12 protein-coding genes are annotated in these 20883 nt (G+C 32.0%); 8 read left to right on the top strand and 4 right to left on the bottom strand.

Annotated elements, in window-relative coordinates:
• The first annotated feature begins 179 nt into the window (after nucleotides 1-179).
• On the top strand, nucleotides 180-2324 hold the full coding sequence (locus AC3IPI_RS08765; RefSeq protein ID WP_489158468.1) for a S46 family peptidase: 2145 nt from the start codon (nucleotides 180-182) through the stop codon (nucleotides 2322-2324).
• A 155-nt stretch (nucleotides 2325-2479) separates the two neighbouring features.
• Here AC3IPI_RS08765 and AC3IPI_RS08770 read toward each other — a convergent pair whose 3' ends face one another.
• Entirely contained in the window at nucleotides 2480-8782 is a 6303-nt protein-coding gene (locus AC3IPI_RS08770) for an alpha-2-macroglobulin family protein (RefSeq protein ID WP_489158470.1), read from the bottom strand.
• A gap of 120 nt (nucleotides 8783-8902) precedes the next feature.
• On the opposite strand from AC3IPI_RS08770, the gene AC3IPI_RS08775 reads away from it, so the two are divergent.
• From AC3IPI_RS08775 to AC3IPI_RS08795, 5 genes are read left to right on the top strand one after another with little or no spacing between them, the layout of a single operon-like run.
• Entirely contained in the window at nucleotides 8903-9598 is a 696-nt protein-coding gene (locus tag AC3IPI_RS08775) for a tetratricopeptide repeat protein (protein WP_039111753.1), read from the top strand.
• A 45-nt stretch (nucleotides 9599-9643) separates the two neighbouring features.
• Nucleotides 9644-11005, top strand: coding sequence for a UDP-N-acetylmuramate--L-alanine ligase (locus AC3IPI_RS08780; RefSeq protein ID WP_489158473.1), 1362 nt, complete (start codon nucleotides 9644-9646; stop codon nucleotides 11003-11005).
• Nucleotides 11006-11010: 5 nt separating this feature from the next.
• Nucleotides 11011-11706 (top strand): RadC family protein, encoded by a 696-nt coding sequence (radC, locus tag AC3IPI_RS08785; protein WP_489158475.1) that lies wholly within the window; start codon nucleotides 11011-11013, stop codon nucleotides 11704-11706.
• Nucleotides 11707-11708: 2 nt separating this feature from the next.
• Entirely contained in the window at nucleotides 11709-12401 is a 693-nt protein-coding gene (locus AC3IPI_RS08790) for a YjjG family noncanonical pyrimidine nucleotidase (protein ID WP_489158477.1), read from the top strand.
• Between the two features lie 4 nt (nucleotides 12402-12405).
• Nucleotides 12406-13161 carry a hypothetical protein gene (locus AC3IPI_RS08795; RefSeq protein WP_489158479.1) on the top strand — a complete coding sequence of 252 codons (756 nt, stop codon included), beginning with the start codon at nucleotides 12406-12408 and terminating at the stop codon, nucleotides 13159-13161.
• A 17-nt stretch (nucleotides 13162-13178) separates the two neighbouring features.
• Here the strand turns inward: AC3IPI_RS08795 and AC3IPI_RS08800 are convergent, their stop codons facing one another.
• Complete coding sequence (locus tag AC3IPI_RS08800; RefSeq protein ID WP_489158481.1) at nucleotides 13179-14456, bottom strand: replication-associated recombination protein A; 1278 nt, start codon at nucleotides 14454-14456, stop codon at nucleotides 13179-13181.
• A 238-nt stretch (nucleotides 14457-14694) separates the two neighbouring features.
• Here AC3IPI_RS08800 and AC3IPI_RS08805 point away from each other — a divergent pair, with 238 nt between their 5' ends.
• Together AC3IPI_RS08805 and AC3IPI_RS08810 are read left to right on the top strand one after the other, a co-directional pair.
• Nucleotides 14695-15444 (top strand): rhomboid family intramembrane serine protease, encoded by a 750-nt coding sequence (locus AC3IPI_RS08805; protein WP_489158483.1) that lies wholly within the window; start codon nucleotides 14695-14697, stop codon nucleotides 15442-15444.
• 79 nt (nucleotides 15445-15523) lie between these two features.
• Nucleotides 15524-16024 carry a hypothetical protein gene (locus AC3IPI_RS08810; protein WP_489158485.1) on the top strand — a complete coding sequence of 167 codons (501 nt, stop codon included), beginning with the start codon at nucleotides 15524-15526 and terminating at the stop codon, nucleotides 16022-16024.
• 89 nt (nucleotides 16025-16113) lie between these two features.
• Here AC3IPI_RS08810 and AC3IPI_RS08815 read toward each other — a convergent pair whose 3' ends face one another.
• Both AC3IPI_RS08815 and AC3IPI_RS08820 read right to left on the bottom strand, forming a co-directional pair.
• Nucleotides 16114-17553: a RagB/SusD family nutrient uptake outer membrane protein gene (locus tag AC3IPI_RS08815; RefSeq protein ID WP_489158487.1), complete on the bottom strand. Its 1440-nt coding sequence runs from the start codon at nucleotides 17551-17553 to the stop codon at nucleotides 16114-16116.
• Between the two features lie 4 nt (nucleotides 17554-17557).
• Nucleotides 17558-20752, bottom strand: coding sequence for a SusC/RagA family TonB-linked outer membrane protein (locus tag AC3IPI_RS08820; protein ID WP_489158489.1), 3195 nt, complete (start codon nucleotides 20750-20752; stop codon nucleotides 17558-17560).
• Nucleotides 20753-20883 lie beyond the last annotated feature (131 nt).

Below are 20883 nucleotides of genomic sequence, written 5' to 3' on the forward strand. Positions count from 1 at the left end.
ATTTATTACATATTTAATTATGAAATAAATTGAATATATGAAGATAGAATTGTTTTTGATTCTGCGAAATTCATAAATATTAGGTAGGATTTGATTGATATGTTTATTTTAAGGATTGTGGTTAGATGTTTAATTGTGAAAATGCACTATATTCGCAGAACTAAAAATATTTAATACGTATGAAAAAAATAATTTTATTTTTGACAATGTGCCTTATGGCTTTTCCTGTGAGAGCAGATGAAGGAATGTGGTTCTTGATGTTTATCGAGAGATTAAACCATAGAGATATGCAGAAGATGGGCTTACAACTTACATCCGAAGAAATCTACAGTATCAATAACCATAGTTTGAAAGATGCTATAGTTCAGTTTAACGGAGGATGTACTGCCGAAATCGTTTCTAAAAACGGTTTAGTGTTAACAAACCACCACTGTGGATATGATGCTATTGCAGAACTTTCTACTGAAGAACAGAATTACTTAAAAAATGGTTTTTGGGCAAAAGATAAAAGTGCCGAAATGAAACCTAAATCATTATATGTTCGTTTCTTCGTTCGTATGGATGATGTTTCTAAAAGAATTTTATCTAAAGTAGATGATAAAATGACTGAAGCAGAAAGAAACAAAGTTATTCAACAAGAAATTGCTTTAATTGAGAAAGAAAATAATGAAGGAGGAAAATATACTGTTTCAGTTCGTCCATTCTTTCAAGGAAATGAATACTACTATTTTGTATACCAAGATTACAAAGATGTACGTTTAGTAGGAACACCACCTGAAAGTGTTGGAAAATTTGGAGGAGATACTGATAACTGGGAATGGCCACGTCATACGGGAGATTTCTCTATGTTTAGAGTATATGCTGATAAAGACGGGAATCCTGCCGAATATTCTAAAGACAATGTGCCTTTACAACCAAAACATTACTTACCAGTAAGTTTAAAAGGAGTTAAAGAGAATGATTTTGCTATGATTTTAGGTTATCCAGGAAGAACAAACCGTTGGATGCCAGCTGGTGGAATCGAGCAAAACATTAAGTATGCTTATCCTGCTTGGGTTGAAGGTGCAAAAACGGGAATGGACCAAATGAAAAAGTATATGGACAAAGATGCAACAGTTCGTTTGCAATATGCGTCTAAATATGCTTCGACAGCAAACTACTGGAAAAACCGTCAAGGTATGATTGATGCTTTAACAAAAGCAGGAACAGTAGCTACTAAAACAGAACAAGAAGATAAGTTCTACGAATGGGCTACTAAACCAGAAAATAAAGAAAAATACGAAAATGTAATTCCGACTATTAATGGTTATTATAGAGAAACGAATTTAAAAGCGACTCACGATAATTACTTAACTCAACTTTTGCGTACTTCTAGCTATGCAACGGGACCATCAAATTTAGGAAATGCATTGATTGCTTACTATAAAGAGAATGATGCTAAAAAGGCAGAAATGTTACCTAAGATTAATGCTTTAATCGAAAGTATTTATGGTGAATTTTATGCGCCACTTGAAAAAGACGTGTTAGCTGCTCAATTAAATTTATACGCTTCTAAAGCAACTGAGTATGGTTTAGCTCCACAAATAGCTAAAATGAAATCTGAGAATAATGGTGATTTTACTGCAGATGTTACTAAAGCAACTGAAATAAGTTATTTTACATCTAAAGAAAAAGTATTAGCATTTATGGCAGATCCAAAACCATTAGCGATTGTACACGATCCATTGTATATTATCTCTAATGATTTGTTAACTAAATACCGTACAAAAACAGACGGACAATTAAAAGCTGATGATAGTTTTGCAATTGCTTACCGTGAATTGGTAGAAGGTTTAAGAGTGTCTAAATTAAACACAATTAAATATCCAGATGCTAACTCTACTTTAAGATTAACTTACGGAAAAGTTCGTGCTTTACCAGAAGATAAGAGAAATGATGCTAAAGTTAATAATTATACTACAATGGCCGGAATGGTTAAAAAGTATAAAGCAGGAGATCAGGAATTTGATTTACCAGCTAGATTATTAGAATTAAACAAAGCAAAAGACTTTGGTCAATATGCAGATAAAGCTGGATATATGCCAGTAAACTTCTTAACAGATAATGATATTACAGGAGGAAATTCAGGTTCACCAGTTCTTAACGGAAAAGGAGAATTAATCGGAATTGCTTTTGACGGTAATATTGAAGCTATGGCTGGAGATGTTATTTTTGATCCTAAATTACAAAGAACTATTAATGTTGATATTCGTTATGTACTTTGGATTATCGATAAATATGCAGGAGCAAAACACATTGTTGATGAAATGACAATTGTGAAATAGTTTGATTTATTTCTAAAAGTAAACCCGACAAGTTTTGAAGCTTGTCGGGTTTTTTTATGTTTAAAAATGGGCTTCGACTTCGCTCAGTCTGACAAAAAAATATGGTGTCTTATTTTGGAATTTGGAATTTTTATATTGGAATTTTAAAACTCTTGTTAATTAACCTTTACACGAATTCCTTTGGTATGACTTGAAAATTCTGGAGCATACATACTTTCGATTGTAGAAATTCCATTAGAGAAGTTACCGCCATTGTTTACTCTAATATCATATTCCAATACATAAGTTCCTTTATTTACCCTATCAAAGAAAAAGTGTGTTGCGGCATCTTTTGTACTCATATAATAACCTAATCGATCTTTGTATTTATACTCTGAAAGTACATTTACAGGTTCAAAACAAGAAGCTCTCATGTCTTTTAAATGAACAAATTCCATATCTTCTTTGGACGAAATGATTAATCTTACCGTAATTAAATCACCTATTTTTAAAGGAGATTTTGTTGTGATTTTCTGTAATTGATCTCCGTCAACAGCCTTTGTTCTTATATATAATTCTTTAGAAACCGATAAAGCTGTATTTGGGTTGGTTTTAATTTTGTCTAAATCTTCAAAATATTGCCAGTACGCGCCTCCAAAACCTGGAACTTTAGATTTGTTCTCGATTTTTATAGAAGCCATTTCTTTTTTTATTTCATCTGCTTTCCAGTTGAGTTTGATATAACCAGTTGCAGCTTCTTTTTCGTTTTCTGTTAGTTTTTTTGTTAGGATTTTTTCATCTCCAATTTTTATAACGGTATTATCTTTTACACTTAACCAATCATTGCCTTGCATTAATAAAGCATAAATAGCTTCAGTAGTCGATTTTGTTGATGGCCAGTTTTTGGTTTGCTTATTTTTTAATAGCCAGACTTTCATTGCATCAACAGATTTGGTATCGTGATTTACTTCGGCGAAAGCCTCAATTAATAATGCCTGAGTTTCTATAGGTGCTTGGTACCAATACCATCCCGCTTTGTTAGAGATCCAATACATTCCCCAATCTTCATTGTTAGAAGCTGATTCTTTTAAACTCTCAATAATCTTTTTAGCCGTTTCACTTTCTCCGAAACGATTTAGGGTTAAAGCTGCTAATCCTTTTTCGTAAAGAGAATATTTTAGCCAATCTTTTTTGGTTGTTTCCAAGTACAATTTAGTTGCTTTTTTCAAAGTGTCAGATAGTGGGTAATTATCCAAATAAAAACTTCTGGTATAGAGATAATGCAAATCAGAATAAGGATTAATCCAGATTAGTTTATTGGATGCTTTTAAGTTTTTAGCCTGGATTTTATAATACTGGAAAAATTTGTTGTCTAAAAACGGAATTCCAGTTTTGGCAATAGCATCAATTTTATCATCATTATCTTCTGTTTTGTTCAATTTAGATAGATGACCTAAACCTGCCAAAATGTGTCTTGTAATATACTCGCTTTCGTCACTTCCGTCAAACCATGAGAATCCTCCAGATGCTCCTTGTTTTTGTTTTAATTTATCAAAAGTAGCTTCTTGAGAAGCTTTCATTTTTTCTAAATCAAATAAAAGTGCCATATTTTTTTTCTTTTCGTCTTCGCTTTGTGCATCATTTAACCAAGGAGTTTCTGCTAGAATAATTGATTTTAGCTCTTCGTTTTCTTCTAATTTCGAATTCAGTTTTCCGTTCTTCCTCCAATTTTCAAAAACAGTTGCTATCTTCGGATTACTCGATATGATTTTTGAGGCCAAAGAATTCGCATAAAAACGTGCAAAAGTTTGCTCGGCGCATTCGTGTTCATATTCCATTAAATAAGGCAAAGACTGTATGGCAATCCATGCAGGATTTGATGTATATTCTAATGTAAGTTGGTGATTTTTTAAAGTTGTAGAAATATTGTTTTTTAAATTCTCAAGCGTATACTCTTTGGTTGAATTTTCTCGAACCCAAATTGGGATGCTTTCAGTAACCAACATATTATTTGTTAAAACAGGAAGGATGTTTTCTTCTCCATCAGAGAAGTTGCCTGATTTAGCCAGAATTTTATATTGTACACCTTGTAAACCTTCTGGAATCGAAATTGTCCAACTTGCCGTTGTATTTCCAAATGCACCAACAGTAAAGTTTTTAACGTTTTTTGCATTTAGCATTTTTGCATCTATTGGTTGCATAGTTGTAACATCATAAAACTGTAGGATTGCGATTCCGGTTTTAGCTTCTGCGGTAACATTTGATATTTTTGTACTGATAACAATAGTGTCTTTTTCTCTTAAGAAACGTGGGAAATTCGGTAAAACCATCAGTTCTTTTTGAGTAATAACACTTTTCTCTAAATAACCTGAAACAGCATCTTTGTTATGTGCCAATAATCGAAGTTTCCAAGCAGTTAAAGCTTCGGGAGAAGTAAAATTGAAGCTTACTTTTCCGCTAGCATCAGTTTTTAAATTAGGGTAAAAGAAAGCTGTTTCCGAAAGGTTCTTTCTTGCTTTTACTTGGGTTAGTTCTTCCAGAGCATTTTTTGTTGTAATGATTATTGCACCATTTGCTCCTTTGTTTCCGTAAAGAGCAATTGCTTTGTTTGCAGTTAAGAACTCTATATCTAGAAGGTTATCTGGATTTATTTTTTTGAAATTATTTTCAGATGATATTTCCCCATCAATTATGTATAACGTGGATGCATCGACTACCATAGAAGTTAGACCACTTATAATTTTTTTCCCTGGAATAAATTTAACTTTATTAGTTTGAAAATAGTATTCTTCGTTAACTGATTCTTCTGCTTTTGCACTAACAGGTTTTACAAATTTTACTTTATCGACTCTTGGAATTTCTATGGTTGATATGTTGTTATTGGATTCTACAGCTAGTACTGCGTCAGGATCTCCTTTGATATTTTCACTGCCAACCTTTTTATCTTTAATATCTACAAAATACCCGCCAATAGAATCATAATAACTACTAGTATTAATGTTAAAACCAAACCAGTTTAATTCTGTTTCTTCATTGCGAGAGTTTTCAAAGGGCTGGGATTCATTCAAATCTTCTAATGTAGAATTTGTTTTTTCAAAACCTAAACGAGATTTAAAATTAGATCGGTTATAATAGTACGTGTTTAATTTTAAAGTATTCCAATCTCTTTTCGTAAATTGATCTAATGAACTGTCGTACATAGAAGCCAGTACTTCTGCTTCATTTTTAGTATTAATGGATTTTAGTTTAAAAGACCACTTTTCATTGCTTCCAGGTTCGATTTTGTTTCTAAAACTTTCGACAATCCACTCTAATTTAGATTCATCTTCTTTTAGTGCTACATCTATGTCATCCTTGAAAGTTTCGTTTTCAAAAATACTTTCAAAAAGTAAACGAATAGATTTTCTGAATTCTTTCTTTAATGGAATTCTGATTATTACTTCGTTGTTTTGTAAATGAAAAGTATTTTCAAAATATTTTTGATCTTCATAGTTACCATTTGTAGTGATATATAAATCAGGAATTACAGAAGTAAATTTGACATCTACAAAACCATCTTTTTTAGGGTCGGTATTAATTTGTTCAGCTGTAAATAATTTACTCGGATTGAATCTGTCTTTGCTTTGTTTGACTTCAAAAGTTGAAACAGATTCTATGGGATTATTAAAAGTATCTTTTGCAGAAAAAACAATTTTGTAGTTTCCTGATTTATAATTTGTCATAAAATCAAGTACTACTTCTTTGTCTTTTTGAGTGTCTATTTTTTTTGAGAACACTAAAATTTCATTTGGTTTATCGCTAGTCTTAATTTCGCGGATTTCAAATGGGAATAACTTCTCAAAATCTGATGCTGAAATGGTTTCAATTTCAGGTTCTGGCCATACTGCTTTTTTGAATTTGTTTGAAAAAGGACTTACGAAATACATTTTAATTTCTCCTTTAGCCGCTAAAAATTCCCCGTTTAAGTTTGTACTTGTAAGTGTAATTTTATTTTTGTTTTTTGTTTCAATTTGATTAGCAATAATTGCATTGATAATTAAATCATGATAACCTACTTTTATAGTTGTCTCAGATGTATGTGTTTCGCCATTAATATCTGTAACATTAGCAGTTATTTCGTAATTAAAAACAGGGAGTTGTTCTTTTATTGCATTTTTAGAAGGCTGTGCAATAAATTCAATTATAAAATTTCCTGAAGCATCAGTTTTGGTTTCTCCGCTAGTAATAGTTTCATTCTGTTCTTGTCCGTAATAATTTCTAAAATAATTCGTGAATCTATTAACGGTATAACTCACTTTAGCATCAGAAATGTTACTCCCAGCAAATGCTTTGGCACTTCCGTTAATTTTGATAGACTGATTAACTTGGAAGCTTCCTTTTTTAGGCTCAAAATCTACTTTGAATTTTGGACGTTTGTATTCTTCAACACTAAAAGTGGCTCTTGAATTTTCAATTTTCACATTGTCCCAAAAAGAAGCATTCGGTTTGTTGTTAAAATAAATATCTCCTTTGGTATAATCTTCAGGCTTATCTGCATAAATGTTAAAATTACCAGTTAATCCATTTTTAGGTACAGTAAATTCCCCAGAAAATGAACCAAACTCATTTGTAGTTATTTGAAACTCTTTGAAAGTTTGATAATTGGGATCTTTAATAGTGATATTGAAGGAAGTATTAGCTACGATACTTGTTTTGTTATCTTGTTTCTTAATCGCAATTCCTTTATAGTAAACGGTTTGTCCTGGACGATAAATAGCTCTGTCTAAGTAAAACTCAACTTTACCTTTAAGGCTATTATCTTTGTTCTCTGAGTATTGCTGTATGAGTTGTAAGTATTCTTTCTCAGTTACAAGAGTATCATTATCTAAAGAAAATTCAATGCTCTCATCGTAATTGTAGCTACTTGTTCTGGTATAAGAAGCTGCTCCGTTAGAGTTTGTTTTAATAGTATAGTGAGAAGATTTTATAGTTACATTCTCTAAAGGTTTACCTGTTTTTCGGTCAAAAACTTGAAAGTTCTCTTTATCGTCTTCTTGGTTTGCTAGAATACTAAGGTTTGAAATAGTTATGGTTTCAAACGCAAATGCTTTTTTATCTTTTAAATTAGAGTCACTTTCAAAATAGACTAAATATTTCCCTGTTTCTAATTTAGGTAAAAGTACTTCGGTTGTGTATTCAAAATAATCGTGTTTGTTTTGAAGTTGATAATTTCTTGTTGCAATTTTATTTTGTTTTTTTATGATAGCGTTGGCCAAACTATCTCGCTGAAAATATGAATTCGTAAGTTCTTTTGTCTTTTGTTGGTCTATTTTATAAAAGGACACATTTAAATTGTCAATATTCTTGTAAGTAATAAAAGCTCTGGTATTTTCATCTTTATAGCTGTATTTTAGAAGTTCAACAGTTAATGATTTTGATGAAACTCTTTGTTTTAGGTATAAAGCTTCTTTTGCTGTATTAGTTTGATCATTAGTTTTTATTATCTCGTCAAATATTTTTATTGCTTGAATGTTATTATCTGGATGTCGTTCTTTTGAAGCTTGGTTAATTAGAATTTCACCTTTTCTTAATGAAATTTTTTGAGTAAGAATTATGTCGTTCGAATGTTGTAGAAGCTCATTTAATGACTTTGCTAGATCATCGTTAGATTCTGGCAGAAATTTACTGTAGTATATAATGCGATCAAATTGATTTTCTGGGGATGGGCTATTTAATTCTAGTTTCTGATATAAAGAGAGCACTTTTCTGAGCTCTTCATCTTTTATAGAAGTTAAATCAAGTTTTAAAAAAGCTTCTGAGTTTCCTAAAAGTTCGTTTTTGTATTTACTAATTTCATTCTCTTCAATTGCCCATATCTCTATTTGTTGCGCATAAAATGCAATGTTTTCTTTAAGTAGGTAATTATATAAGTTCTCGGTTTCTAGTTTTTCTGAGGTTAAAAAATTAAAAATAGCCTGATAATTTTTTAAAGGAGTTGCTTTTAAAATTGCTTCGTTTTCTAACGTTTTTTCATAAAGAGCATCGATTTCTTTTTCAGAAGATAGAATGACATTAGAATCAATCGATTCTGGCATATCGATTACAGCTATGGTGTCTACTGCCGTAACTATAGAGGTGTCTTCTACAACATCATAACCGTAATTAGAATAATCATTCAAACATTTAGCATAAACTAAATTCAGAATTGCTTTTGATGGGATTGAAGCTCGATTTATTTCAGATTTTAAGTTATTAAAAATTTTTGATTTAGCATTTTCGTCAACAACTTGCAGGTATTTTGAGTTATAAAAAAAGCATTTTATAATTTGTACTTCGTCTTTATTGGCTACAGCCTTTTTGTAAATTTTTGAAACAATTTGATTGGCGGTTTTTATTTTGCCGAGTTTTTCATTTTCAATTACTTTATTCCAGTTTTTTTCATATTGTTGCCCAAATAGTGAGGTAGAAATTAGTAATAAGACAAAATAGATATTCTTCATAAAAACGGGTTTAGTATTATTTTAAAAAATTGATGTAGTATTGAAAATAAATCTCGTACAAATTACTAATTTATACTTAAAAAGAAATGATACGTTTTATATTTCCACTATTTTTGAAGAATGAAACAAATAATAATTGTCTTTCTTTTGCTTCCGACCTTAATATGGTCGCAATCTAGTTTTGAGAAAGCACAAAAGTTATTTGAAGCGCAAAAATTTGATAAAGCTAAAACACTTTTTGAATCAGTTTTAAAGGAAAAACCATCTGATTTAAAAACAATTGAATATCTAGGGGATATAGCTACTCATACTAAAGAATGGGATCAGGCTGTTGGGTATTATAAAAAGTTAAAACAGCTTAATCCATCCGGAGCTAACTATTTTTATAAATATGGAGCGGCTTTAGGGATGAAAGCACTTGGTGTAAGTAAATTTAAGGCTTTTGGAATGATAGATGAAGTAAGAGGTTCATTTGAAAAAGCAATTGTACTTAATCCTAAACATATAGAAGCACGTTGGGCATTAATAGAATTAAATTTGCAACTGCCAGGAATTGCTGGAGGAAGTCAAACTAAAGCTATAAAATATTCGGAAGAATTGTTAAAGCTTTCACCGATAGATGGCTATTTGTCAAGAGGACATATTGATGAATATTTTAAAAGATATTCGGATGCAGAACGACAATATAAACATGCCATTATTGTAAGTAAATCAAAAGCCAGTTATCTAATGCTTGCCAATTTGTATCAGAAAAAAATGAATCAACCTGAAAAGGCCAAAACAATTTTGGAAGAATACAAACAGAATCAACATTAACTAATTGACCAAATAATAAATAAACGAATAACCGAACAAACTAAAATGAGAACACATTTTATCGCCATAGGTGGGAGTGCAATGCACAATCTGGCATTAGCATTACACAATAAAGGATATCAAGTTACAGGAAGTGATGATGCAATTTTTGAACCTTCGAAATCGCGCTTGGAGAAAAAAGGAATCTTACCTCTAGAAATGGGTTGGTTTCCTGAAAAAATTACTTCAGATATCGAGGCAGTAATTTTGGGAATGCACGCTAAGGCAGATAATCCAGAATTACTAAAAGCTCAAGAATTAGGATTGAAAATTTATTCTTATCCAGAGTTTTTATACGAACAATCTAAGAATAAAACACGTGTTGTTATTGGTGGTTCTCACGGAAAAACGACAATTACTTCGATGATTTTGCACGTAATGCATTATCATAATATCGAGGTTGATTATATGGTTGGAGCACAATTAGAAGGATTTGATACGATGGTGCATCTTACTGAAGAGAATGATTTTATGGTTCTGGAAGGAGATGAGTATTTATCTTCACCAATAGACAGGAGGCCTAAGTTTCATTTATACCAACCAAACATTGCTTTGATTTCTGGAATTGCCTGGGATCATATCAATGTTTTTCCTACTTATGAGAATTATGTAGAACAGTTTGAAATTTTTATCGAAAAAATTACAAACGGAGGGATATTGGTTTATAACGAAGACGATTCTGAAGTGAAACGTGTGGCAGAAGCTGCTACGAACCCAATTAGAAAATTACCATACCATACGCCAAATTATACAGTAAGCGACGGAGTAACACTTCTTGAAACTCCAGAGGGTAATATGCCAATAGAAGTTTTTGGAGCTCATAACTTAAATAATCTAGCTGGTGCAAAATGGATTTGCCAAAATATGGGTGTAGACGAAGCCGATTTTTACGAAGCAATTGCTAGTTTTAAAGGAGCTTCTAAACGTTTAGAGAAAATTGCAGAAACAAAGAATAAAGTAGCTTATAAAGATTTTGCACATTCGCCAAGTAAAGTTGCTGCAACTACTAAAGCGGTAAAAGAACAATATCCAAATCGTACTTTAATAGCTTGTTTAGAGTTGCACACCTATAGTAGTTTAAATGCCGATTTCTTAAAAGAATATGAAGGGGCATTAGAGTACGCAGATGTTGCAGTTGTTTTTTATTCGCCAGATGCAGTAAAAATAAAACAATTAGAAGAAGTTACTTATGAGCAAATTGCTACTGCTTTTAATCGCAAAGATTTGATTATTTATACGAATCCAAAAGATTTTAAAGATTACTTATTCAATTTAGATTTAGAAAATTCAGCATTGTTATTAATGAGTTCTGGAAACTACGGTGGTTTGAACTTTGATGATGTAAAGGGATTAATTACAATACTATAATGTTAATGGAAGAAAGTTCTTTTTTATCTATATCCAATTGGTCCGAAGACGATAAACCACGTGAAAAATTGATGCTTAAAGGCAAAGATATTTTAAGTGATGCCGAGCTAATCGCTATTTTGATTGGTTCAGGAAGCAAAAACGAATCGGCTGTTGATTTGAGTAAAAGAATTCTTTCTAGTGTAGATAATAATCTAAATGCTTTAGGCAAATTATCTATCACGCAATTAACAGGTTTTAAAGGAATAGGTGAGGCAAAAGCTATTTCGATAATTGCAGCAACAGAATTAGGACGACGCAGAAGGGCAGAGGACGTTGTTGATTTAATCAAGATTACATCGAGTAAAGTAGTTTTTGAAATCATGCAGCCTGTCATTGGAGAATTGCCGCATGAAGAGTTTTGGATTATATTTTTAAACAACTCAAATAAAGTTATTTCAAAATCTCAATTGAGTAAAGGAGGGATTACCGGCACGCTGGTAGATGTTCGTTTAGTCTTTAAGATGGCACTAGAGATAGGGGCAACCTCACTGATTTTATGTCATAATCATCCTTCGGGCGGATTAAATCCTAGCGAAGCTGATAAACAAATTACAAAAAAGCTTAAATTGGCAGGCGAAAGCTTAGATATTAAAGTGTTAGATCATATTATAATTATCGAAACTGGATATTACAGTTTTTTAGACGAAGGAATTTTTTAAGAATGAAAAACAATACCATAATTACAGATGTCTTTTTTGATTTAGACCATACGCTTTGGGATTTTGATAAAAACTCAGAACTAGCGTTCGAAACAATCTTGAAAAAGAATCACCCAACAATTGAAATTAATGCTTTTATAGAAAAGTATATTCCGATAAATCAGGCTTGTTGGAAATTATATCAAAACGATAAAATTTCGCATGTAGAACTACGTTATAATAGACTAAAACATACTTTTGATGCTTTAGATTATGTTGTTTCAGATGCTTCAATAGATGAAATGGCCGAAGAGTATATTCAGTTATTACCATTAAATAATTATCTTTTTGATGGAGCAATTGAAATTCTAGAATATTTAAAAGGTAAATACAGATTGCATATCATTACTAACGGGTTTGCAGAAGTTCAGTATAAGAAAATTACAAATTCAAACATTGAAACATACTTTCAGACAATAACAAATTCTGAAAAGGCAGGGGTAAAGAAGCCTAATCCTATTATTTTTGAATATGCCTTGAATTCTGCTAATTCTAAAAAGGAAAACAGTATCATGATTGGAGATTGTTTAGATGCCGATGTTCAAGGAGCTTTAAACGCTGGACTTGATGCAATTTTCTTCAATGATAAAAAAGTAGAAGCACAACATAACATTAAACAAATAAACCATTTATTAGAACTTAAAAATTACTTATAAAATTATGAAAACAAAAATCTTATTATTACTTATATTTATTTCTAGCTATGGCTTTTCTCAGTCAGTGAATGATTACAAAGCAGTAATTATTCCTTTGAAATATGATTTTATGAAGACAGATAATCAATACAGATTAGCTACGCTCACCAAGTTTAATTTAAATAAAGCTGGTTTCGAAGCATTTTATGCAAATGATGCAATTCCGCAAGATTACAATCGTTGTGAATTGTTAAATGTAGATGTAATTAGAGATAATGGTTTTCTGGTAACAAAACTATATGTAACATTTAAAGATTGTTACGGCAAAATAGTTTTTACATCAGAGATAGGAAAAAGTAAAATAAAAGATTTTGATGGAGCTTATGCCGAAGCTTTAAATCAAGCCTTTTTATCAATAAATGCTTTACATTATAAGTATAATGGCAAAAAAGCATCAGGAGCTATGAATAACCAAACTTCAGTAAATAATCAAGTTGCAGTTGCTCCTGTTGCGGTAACAACAAGTGCTGCTGTTGTTAACTCAGTTGTAAATAATAATGATCCTAATTTATTGTATGCACAACCTACAGAAACAGGATATCAATTAATCGATAAAACACCAAAAGTAGTTATGAAATTGATGAAAACGTCTCGTCCAGATTCTTTCATAGCTATAAAAGGAGATATTCAAGGTTCATTAAATGCAAAAGACAATGAATGGTATTTTGAATACTATAAAAATGATAAATTGGTTTCAGAAAAAGTAATTGTAAAATTCTAAACTAATTTTATACGCGGTTAATACCCGTATTTATCTTTCCAACGATTTCTCAAAAATTCCCGGTTGCTATTCTCTCTAGAATTGTTGCCGGGATTATATATTACAGTCTTAGATAATGCGTCTGGCAGAAACTCTTGTTCTGCAAAATTATTTGCATAGTCATGCGAATATTTATAATCATCACCATAACCTAACTCCTTCATTAATTTTGTTGGAGCGTTGCGCAAATGAATTGGAACAGGCAAATCTCCAGTTTGTTTTACTAACTGTTGCGCGTTACCAATTGCCATATAAGATGCGTTGCTTTTTGGAGAAGTAGCCAAATAAATTGCGCACTGACTTAATATTATTCTGCTTTCAGGATAACCTATTGTAGTAACAGCCTGAAAAGTATTGTTTGCCATTATAAATGCTGTAGGGTTTGCATTTCCTATATCTTCGCTAGAAAGAATAAGCATTCTTCTTGCGATAAATTTCACATCTTCTCCACCTTCAATCATTCGGGCTAACCAGTAAACAGCGCCGTTAGGATCACTTCCGCGTATTGATTTTATAAATGCCGAAACGATATCATAATGTTGTTCGCCACTTTTGTCATACAAAACAGTATTTTGTTGTACAAGTTCAAATACGCGATCGTTAGTTATCGTTATATTGTCATCTGGCGATGCGTTTACGACCAATTCAAAAATATTTAATAGCTTTCTTCCATCACCACCAGAAAGCCTCAATAAAGCTTCGGTTTCTTTTAAATCAATTTTTTTAGAAGCCAAGATAACATCAGTTTTCATGGCGCGATGTAATAATAATTCTAAATCACTTTTTGTAAAAGCATTCAAAATATAAACTTGACATCGCGAAAGTAAAGCGGGGATTACTTCAAAACTTGGATTTTCGGTAGTTGCACCAATAAGCGTTATCCAACCTTTTTCGACAGCTGCCAAAAGTGAATCTTGTTGCGATTTGCTAAAACGATGAATCTCATCAATAAACAAAATCGGATTTTTGGCTGTGAATAAGCCACCACTTTGTTTTGCTTTTTCGATAACATCACGAATGTCTTTTACCCCCGAATTTATAGCGCTTAAGATATAAAAAGGACGCTTAGACTCTTGTGCTATGATTTGAGCTAAAGTAGTTTTTCCAGTTCCAGGAGGTCCCCAAAACAGCAAAGAAGGGATGATTCCTTTTGCGATTTGTTGAGTTAGTGAACCATTTGGTCCAACCAAATGACTTTGGCTAACATAGTCTTCTAATTTCTGAGGTCTTATACGTTCTGCTAATGGTGCTTCCATTTTGTAAAATTACTATTTTCAATTTTAATTTATTGCCACAATTAGTTTTTTTAGGAGCTTTTCCAGCTCTTCACTATATCTTTATTATTACTAAAGAAGTAATAATAAAGGATGCCGTTGCGATCTGGGCTAAAAAAGGTATTTAATCAATACATCGGTGTCTGACAAAATAGCACTATATTTATTTTGGATAAATTTTTGACTTGAATTTAGTTGTTAATCATAATCATATACAATAGTGGAAAAAGATTTCAAGTTTACCAATTCGGTTATTGCGCTACCATTATTTTCTGTGCTTCTTTTATGGATTGTATATTGGTTACAAATCCGTTATGATTTTGATTTTTACGAACACGGAATTTACCCAAGAACATTTTCTGGATTGCAAGGCATAATTTTTAGTCCTTTTATTCATGCAGATATTAGTCATTTGTATAATAACTCAATACCATTATTGGTTTTGCTAGCTGCACTTCAGTTTTTTTATCCCAAGCAAACCATTCCGGTGATTGTTTACGGAATATTATTTTCAGGATTAATTACTTGGGTTATTGCAAGGTCTAATTACCATATTGGAGCAAGCGGATTAATTTATGTTTTGGTAAGTTTTATCTTTTTCAAAGGGATTCAAACAAAATATTACCGATTGGTTGCTTTGTCATTATCGGTAATTATGTTTTACGGTGGGATGATTTGGTATGTTTTCCCCGAAGTAGATAACTCAATCTCTTGGGAGGGACATCTGGCAGGTTTTATAACAGGTTTTGTAATGTCGATACAATTTAAAACTCCCGAATATCAAAAGCCTATTTTGTACGATTGGCAAAAACCAGATTTTAATCCGGAAGATGATGCTTTTATGAAACATTTTGATGAAAATGGTAATTTCGTCAATACCGAAATTCCAGAGGAAACACCATATTTCTATTCGGATACTTTAGTAGAGTACACCGTTGTAAAACAAGAAGAATTAGATGATAATCTCTAATTATTAGTTCATTGCAAAAACATATTTCTTTAATGAGTATTTTTGTTAGAATAATTTAATTCTTTCAAAAACTCTGGATATGAAAAAGATAAGTTTATTAGTAGGATGTTTATTGTCGATGCCAATGGTTTTTGCGCAATGCGAAATTCATAATCGAATCCAGGCAGATGGTTCTATGTTTTATTATATTAAACCAACACCATTTTATACCACAGAATCAAAATCTTTAAAAATAAATATTGTAACCGATAAAGAGAATTATTTTATTGCTTTGCAACCAACTCCATTTCCGTCAAAAGAAGTGGGGAAAAATATAAAAGATGACTTATCGTTGGAATTATCAAACAAGATAAAATATAAATTAAAGCATTACGATACACAATATTTAAAACAAGATTCTATTTTGCAAGTGTTGTATATAATTGATAAAAATGATTTGAAAGCATTTTCGACTTACGAAGCCGTTACTGCTAGTATTAATATGGAAGGAACAGAGTTTGTCAGGGATTATGACTTTAAGCTACATAAAAGTGCAATCATAGAGCAGTTAAATTGTTTTCTTAAAGAAGAGGAAAAATAGCTAATAAACTGATTGTTTTTTTGAATAGCTTGTATAAAAAAACCATCCCAAATTTGGGATGGTTTTTATGTTTAAAAGAACACCAAGAATTATAGTGGATTTTGTACAATAAGTGTATTTGCATCTATTTCTGCTTGTGGAACCTGAAAGGTAAATTTATTATCACCAGCAGGGATATTTAATTTTCCAAAAGTTGCATGATTAGATCCAGCATAATCTCTTACTAAAGGAGTGCCTAAGCGTTTCATGTCAAACCATGCAAATCCTTCACCCCAAAGTTCGATTCTTTTTTGAAGAATGATTTCATTGATTAAGGCAGCCCCTGTGTTTGTTGATTTTACGTATTTAGGATCTCTAGTTATAGTAATATCATATAAAGTTTGAATTGCTTGCGCTTCGTTTCCTGATTTTGCATAAGCTTCAGCTTCGATGTAGTACATTGCAGCTGCTCTTAAGTAAATGTAGTCACCACCATTAACCGTAGGGTCTCTAAATTTTATGTTAGCATATGCTGGTAATGCAGGATATTTTGGGTTTCCTCCTGGAGCTACAAATGCATTTTTTCTGTAATCAGTAGGAGAGATAGCATCATATAGTCTTTTGTCTATATTCTTGTAAATTCCACCTCCACCAGCATAAGCAGATTTATTAGTATTGTCAAAATGGCCAAAGAAACTAGCTACAAAGCTACTTTGAGCTGATGTTAATGCTATTCCCCACATAGTGTCTTTGTTACTTACATCGTAAAAACCATTAGACCATTCAGCTTCAGTTAATAAAGGATAGCTTTGTCTTGCAGTACGTGCAAGAGGAGCAGCCTCTGCATATTTACCCATTTCAAGATAAACATCAGCTAAAAATGCTTGAGCTAGAGATTGTTTAAGTACACTTGCACTGCCACTAACTTTATATAACTCAAGTGATTCTTTTAGATCTTTTTCTATTAGCGTGTAAACTTCGTTAACAGTTGATCTAGCATGTGGAATTAGTGTTACTGTAGTGTAAATCGGTACAGATAGCTCAGTTTCATGACCTACATAAGTAGGTCCGTACATACGTGCTAGCATAAAGTAAAAGTACCCTCTTAAAGCTAGAGCTTCAGCTCTAATACCTTTTAGTTTAGGAGTTATTACTGCTTCTGGCGGAAGAGCATTAAGAACGATATTTAGAGTCTTAATTTGTGGGTAGTATGTACTCCAAGCAAGTTTAGATCTAATACTTGTTTGAGTTCTCCCCAAATAGTTGTAGAAAGATCCATACCAGCTTGATTTTGTTTGCACAACATCATTTGACATTATATCTGTTGCTGCAAGTATAGATTTGTGTCCATAATCTTCGTGGTTAGCCCCGATAGATAATCCGTATGATCTTAATGCAGAGTGTACTCCATTTATAATTGCCGCATACCCTTCTTCGGATGTTGCAAGTTGCTCGTCATTAATTGTTGATTCAGGTGTTGTGTTTAGAAATTCTTTATCACAACTTGTTAACATCAACAATGATAATGCTATAGTTAATATTTTTTTCATATTCTTAAAAATTTACTGTTAAACCAAATGAGATAGTTTTCATAACTCCATACACATTCAGTGATTGGCCATTATTTGTTCTTGATCCTAAATTGCTTAATCTTGGATCCATACCTTTTCTGTCAGACCATAATGCTAAATTAGTTCCCATTAAGCTGAATTTAGTAGATGAAATTCCAAGATCTTGTAATTTGCTATTTTTGAAATCATAAGATATAGAAACATCTTGTAAACTGATGTAATCTGATTTTGCTAAGAAAAGATCTGAAGATGACATTTGGTTATTAGATATATTATCAATTCTAGGTATATTAGAATCTGGATTATCTACAGACCATGATTTGGTTATATCTTTGTGATAGTTTTGTCCTACGTTGTCATCTCCTGAATACATAGCGCTTTGATAAACACCATCATACATATATCCTCCAACTTGGTATGCAAAACTTGCTTGGAATGTGATGTTTTTAAATCTGAACATAGTTCCGAAACCTCCATATACATCTGGATTTGCATCTTTATCACTTAAGTATTGAGTTGCAAGTGTATATTCATTAGTTGTAATCTTATTTCCAGTTAAATTCCCAGATGCATCTTTTTCATTCGTATACCATAATGCATCTCCATTAGTTTTGTCTACACCTGCAAATTCTCTTAGGTAGTAAGCATACGCAGGAGCGCCAACTTCAAATCTAAAAATACCACTTGTAAAAGGACTTGGTAAAGATGTTACCTTGTTCTTGTAATGTGTTGCATTAGCCCAAATGTTAAAATCGATATCTTGTGTTTTAATTACATCAACACCTAAGTTAACTTCAATTCCTTTGTTAGACATGTCACCAATGTTTTCAGTAACAAACGGAATTCCAGTTGATGGTGCATAAGGACGGTTGTATATTAAATCACTTACATTTCTTTCGAAATATTCAGCTTCAAGATTTACTCTATTGAATAATTCAATTTCGAATCCAATATTTAAATTTTTAGATTTTTCCCATTTGATGTTTCTGTTTCCTTCAGATACAGTAACTACACTCGCATTTCCTTCTGCATCAGGTAAAATCTCATATTGTGTTTGGTATGCATAGTAGTTTCTTTCACTTCCAAAGTAACTACGGCTGCTAATTCTTGTAGAAGAAGGGTAATAGATATTATCATTTCCTTGTTCTCCGTAACTTCCTTTAATTCTTAAGTCAGTAATCCATTTTGTTTGCGGGAAGAAAGATTCTTTGGTAACAGACCATGCTCCACCAAATCCGTAGAAATTACCCCATCTGTTTTCTGGTGCGAATACTGATGATCCATCTCTTCTGAAACTAGCATTTACAAAATATTTGTTTTTGTAGCTATAATTTAATCTAGAGAAGAATCCTTCTACTTTGTATAAATCATTGTAGCCATCTAAATAAGAATATCTAGTAGCATTACTAACTACTGGTAAACCTGGTATTACAACACCTGTTTTTTGTCCAGTCAACATTTTTGATGTAAAATCTGAAGACTCATGTCCAACAAGAATGTCAAGTGAATGTTCTCCAAAAGATTTCTTCCAAGATAATAATTGTTGGTTTGTAATAGTATAGTCATCTTGCGATGCTGTTCCTATACTACCATTTACTCCCATGTCATCTCCACCAATTCCTGTTGTACTATTTACATAATACCCAGACATTAAGTCATAACCAAGATTATATCTGAAGTTGAAGTCTTTTAAGAAATCGATAGATACGTAACCTCTAGCTCCAAATTTGTTTTCTTGATTTAAATTTGTATTTAATAATGTAGTTCCGTATGGATTTAAGTTGAAACCATAAGGACGATCTCCTGACTGGTTAAAGTCATATACTTTTTCTCCTACTTTGTTGGTTACAATATTTCCACCAGCGTTTCTAAGATAAACTGGATAAATTGGAGCTATATTTCTTGCCCAGCTAAATAAATTACTATATGTACTAGAAGTTACTTGTGAGATTGGTGCATTCTGATTAGAGTTTGCATAGTTAAGGTTAGCACCTACTTTAATTTTATCAGTAATCGTATAGTCAACATTTGATCTTAGAGTTACACGTTTAAAATTTGAGTTAATTGTGTATCCATTATCAGATAGGTAACCTACAGATAAGTAAGAATTAAGTTTTTCTGAACTACCAGCTAAACTTAAAAAGTGCTCAATTCTTGTATTATCATTAAATAATGCTTTTTCCCAATTATCATGATATAATAGTTTTGCATTAGGATTTAGTTGTCCTGTATTTGGATCTATTACTTGATTATTCGGTACGTTGTAATTATTATACCCTAGTGAGTAAGATGGGTCTCCACTTATTAAATTTTGAGATGCAGTTAATGAAGCGTCAGCAGCTGAATCACCACCTTTTATTAAACCATTTCTGATTCTGTTGTATGCTGCTTTGTAATAATCTCCTGGATCTGTAATCATATCATACTCCGGAACAGCTCTAGAGTTAACTCCTATTTTTCCTTCGTAAGTAACTTTTAGTTGACCTTTTTTACCTTTTTTGGTTGTAACAATGATTACACCGTTTGCTCCTCTACTTCCGTATAATGCATTAGATGATGCATCTTTCAAGAAACTGATAGACTCGATATCCTGAGTTGCTATAGCGTTTATATCTCCGTTATAAGGGAAACCGTCTACAACATACAAAGGCGCATTCGAAGACGAGATAGATCCGATACCTCTAAAACGTACTTGAGGCGCATCTCCTGGTTGTCCTGAATTTGCTTGAATTTGTACACCCGCAACTTTACCTGTTAAAGATTGAATTGCGTTAGATGCTTGAGTGTTTTCTAATGCTTTTGCATCAATTTTTGCAACAGCTCCTGTTATAGCTTCTTTCTTTTGTGTTCCAAAAGCTACAACCACCACGCCTTCAAGTTCCATTGCATCTCCCACTAACTTTGCGTTAACAACAGAAGATGTAGCTGGCTGTTCTTTACTTTTCATCCCAATGTAAGTGAAAAGAATTATTTGATTAGGCGACGCTTTAATTGAGTATTTTCCGTCGAAATCAGTTTGTGTTGCATTTTTTGTTCCCTTTACAGTTACTGTTACACCAGGTATAGGCATTCCAGTATCATCAGAAACAATTCCTGAAACAACTCTTTCTTGCGCAAAATTTAATTGCGCAACCAGTACCAATAGCAGTACTAAGAATCCATTGAATTTTAGTTTCATTTTTAAATATTTTGAATTAGTTTGACAAAAATCTTAATAATTTGTTAATCTTCCTAATGGATTTGCCTGCTTTTATCCGAAATATGTAAATAAACAAAACATTTCTTGTTAAAAAATCAATTTTTCATTGT

The sequence above is a fragment of the Flavobacterium sp. GL_143 genome (assembly GCF_057834355.1).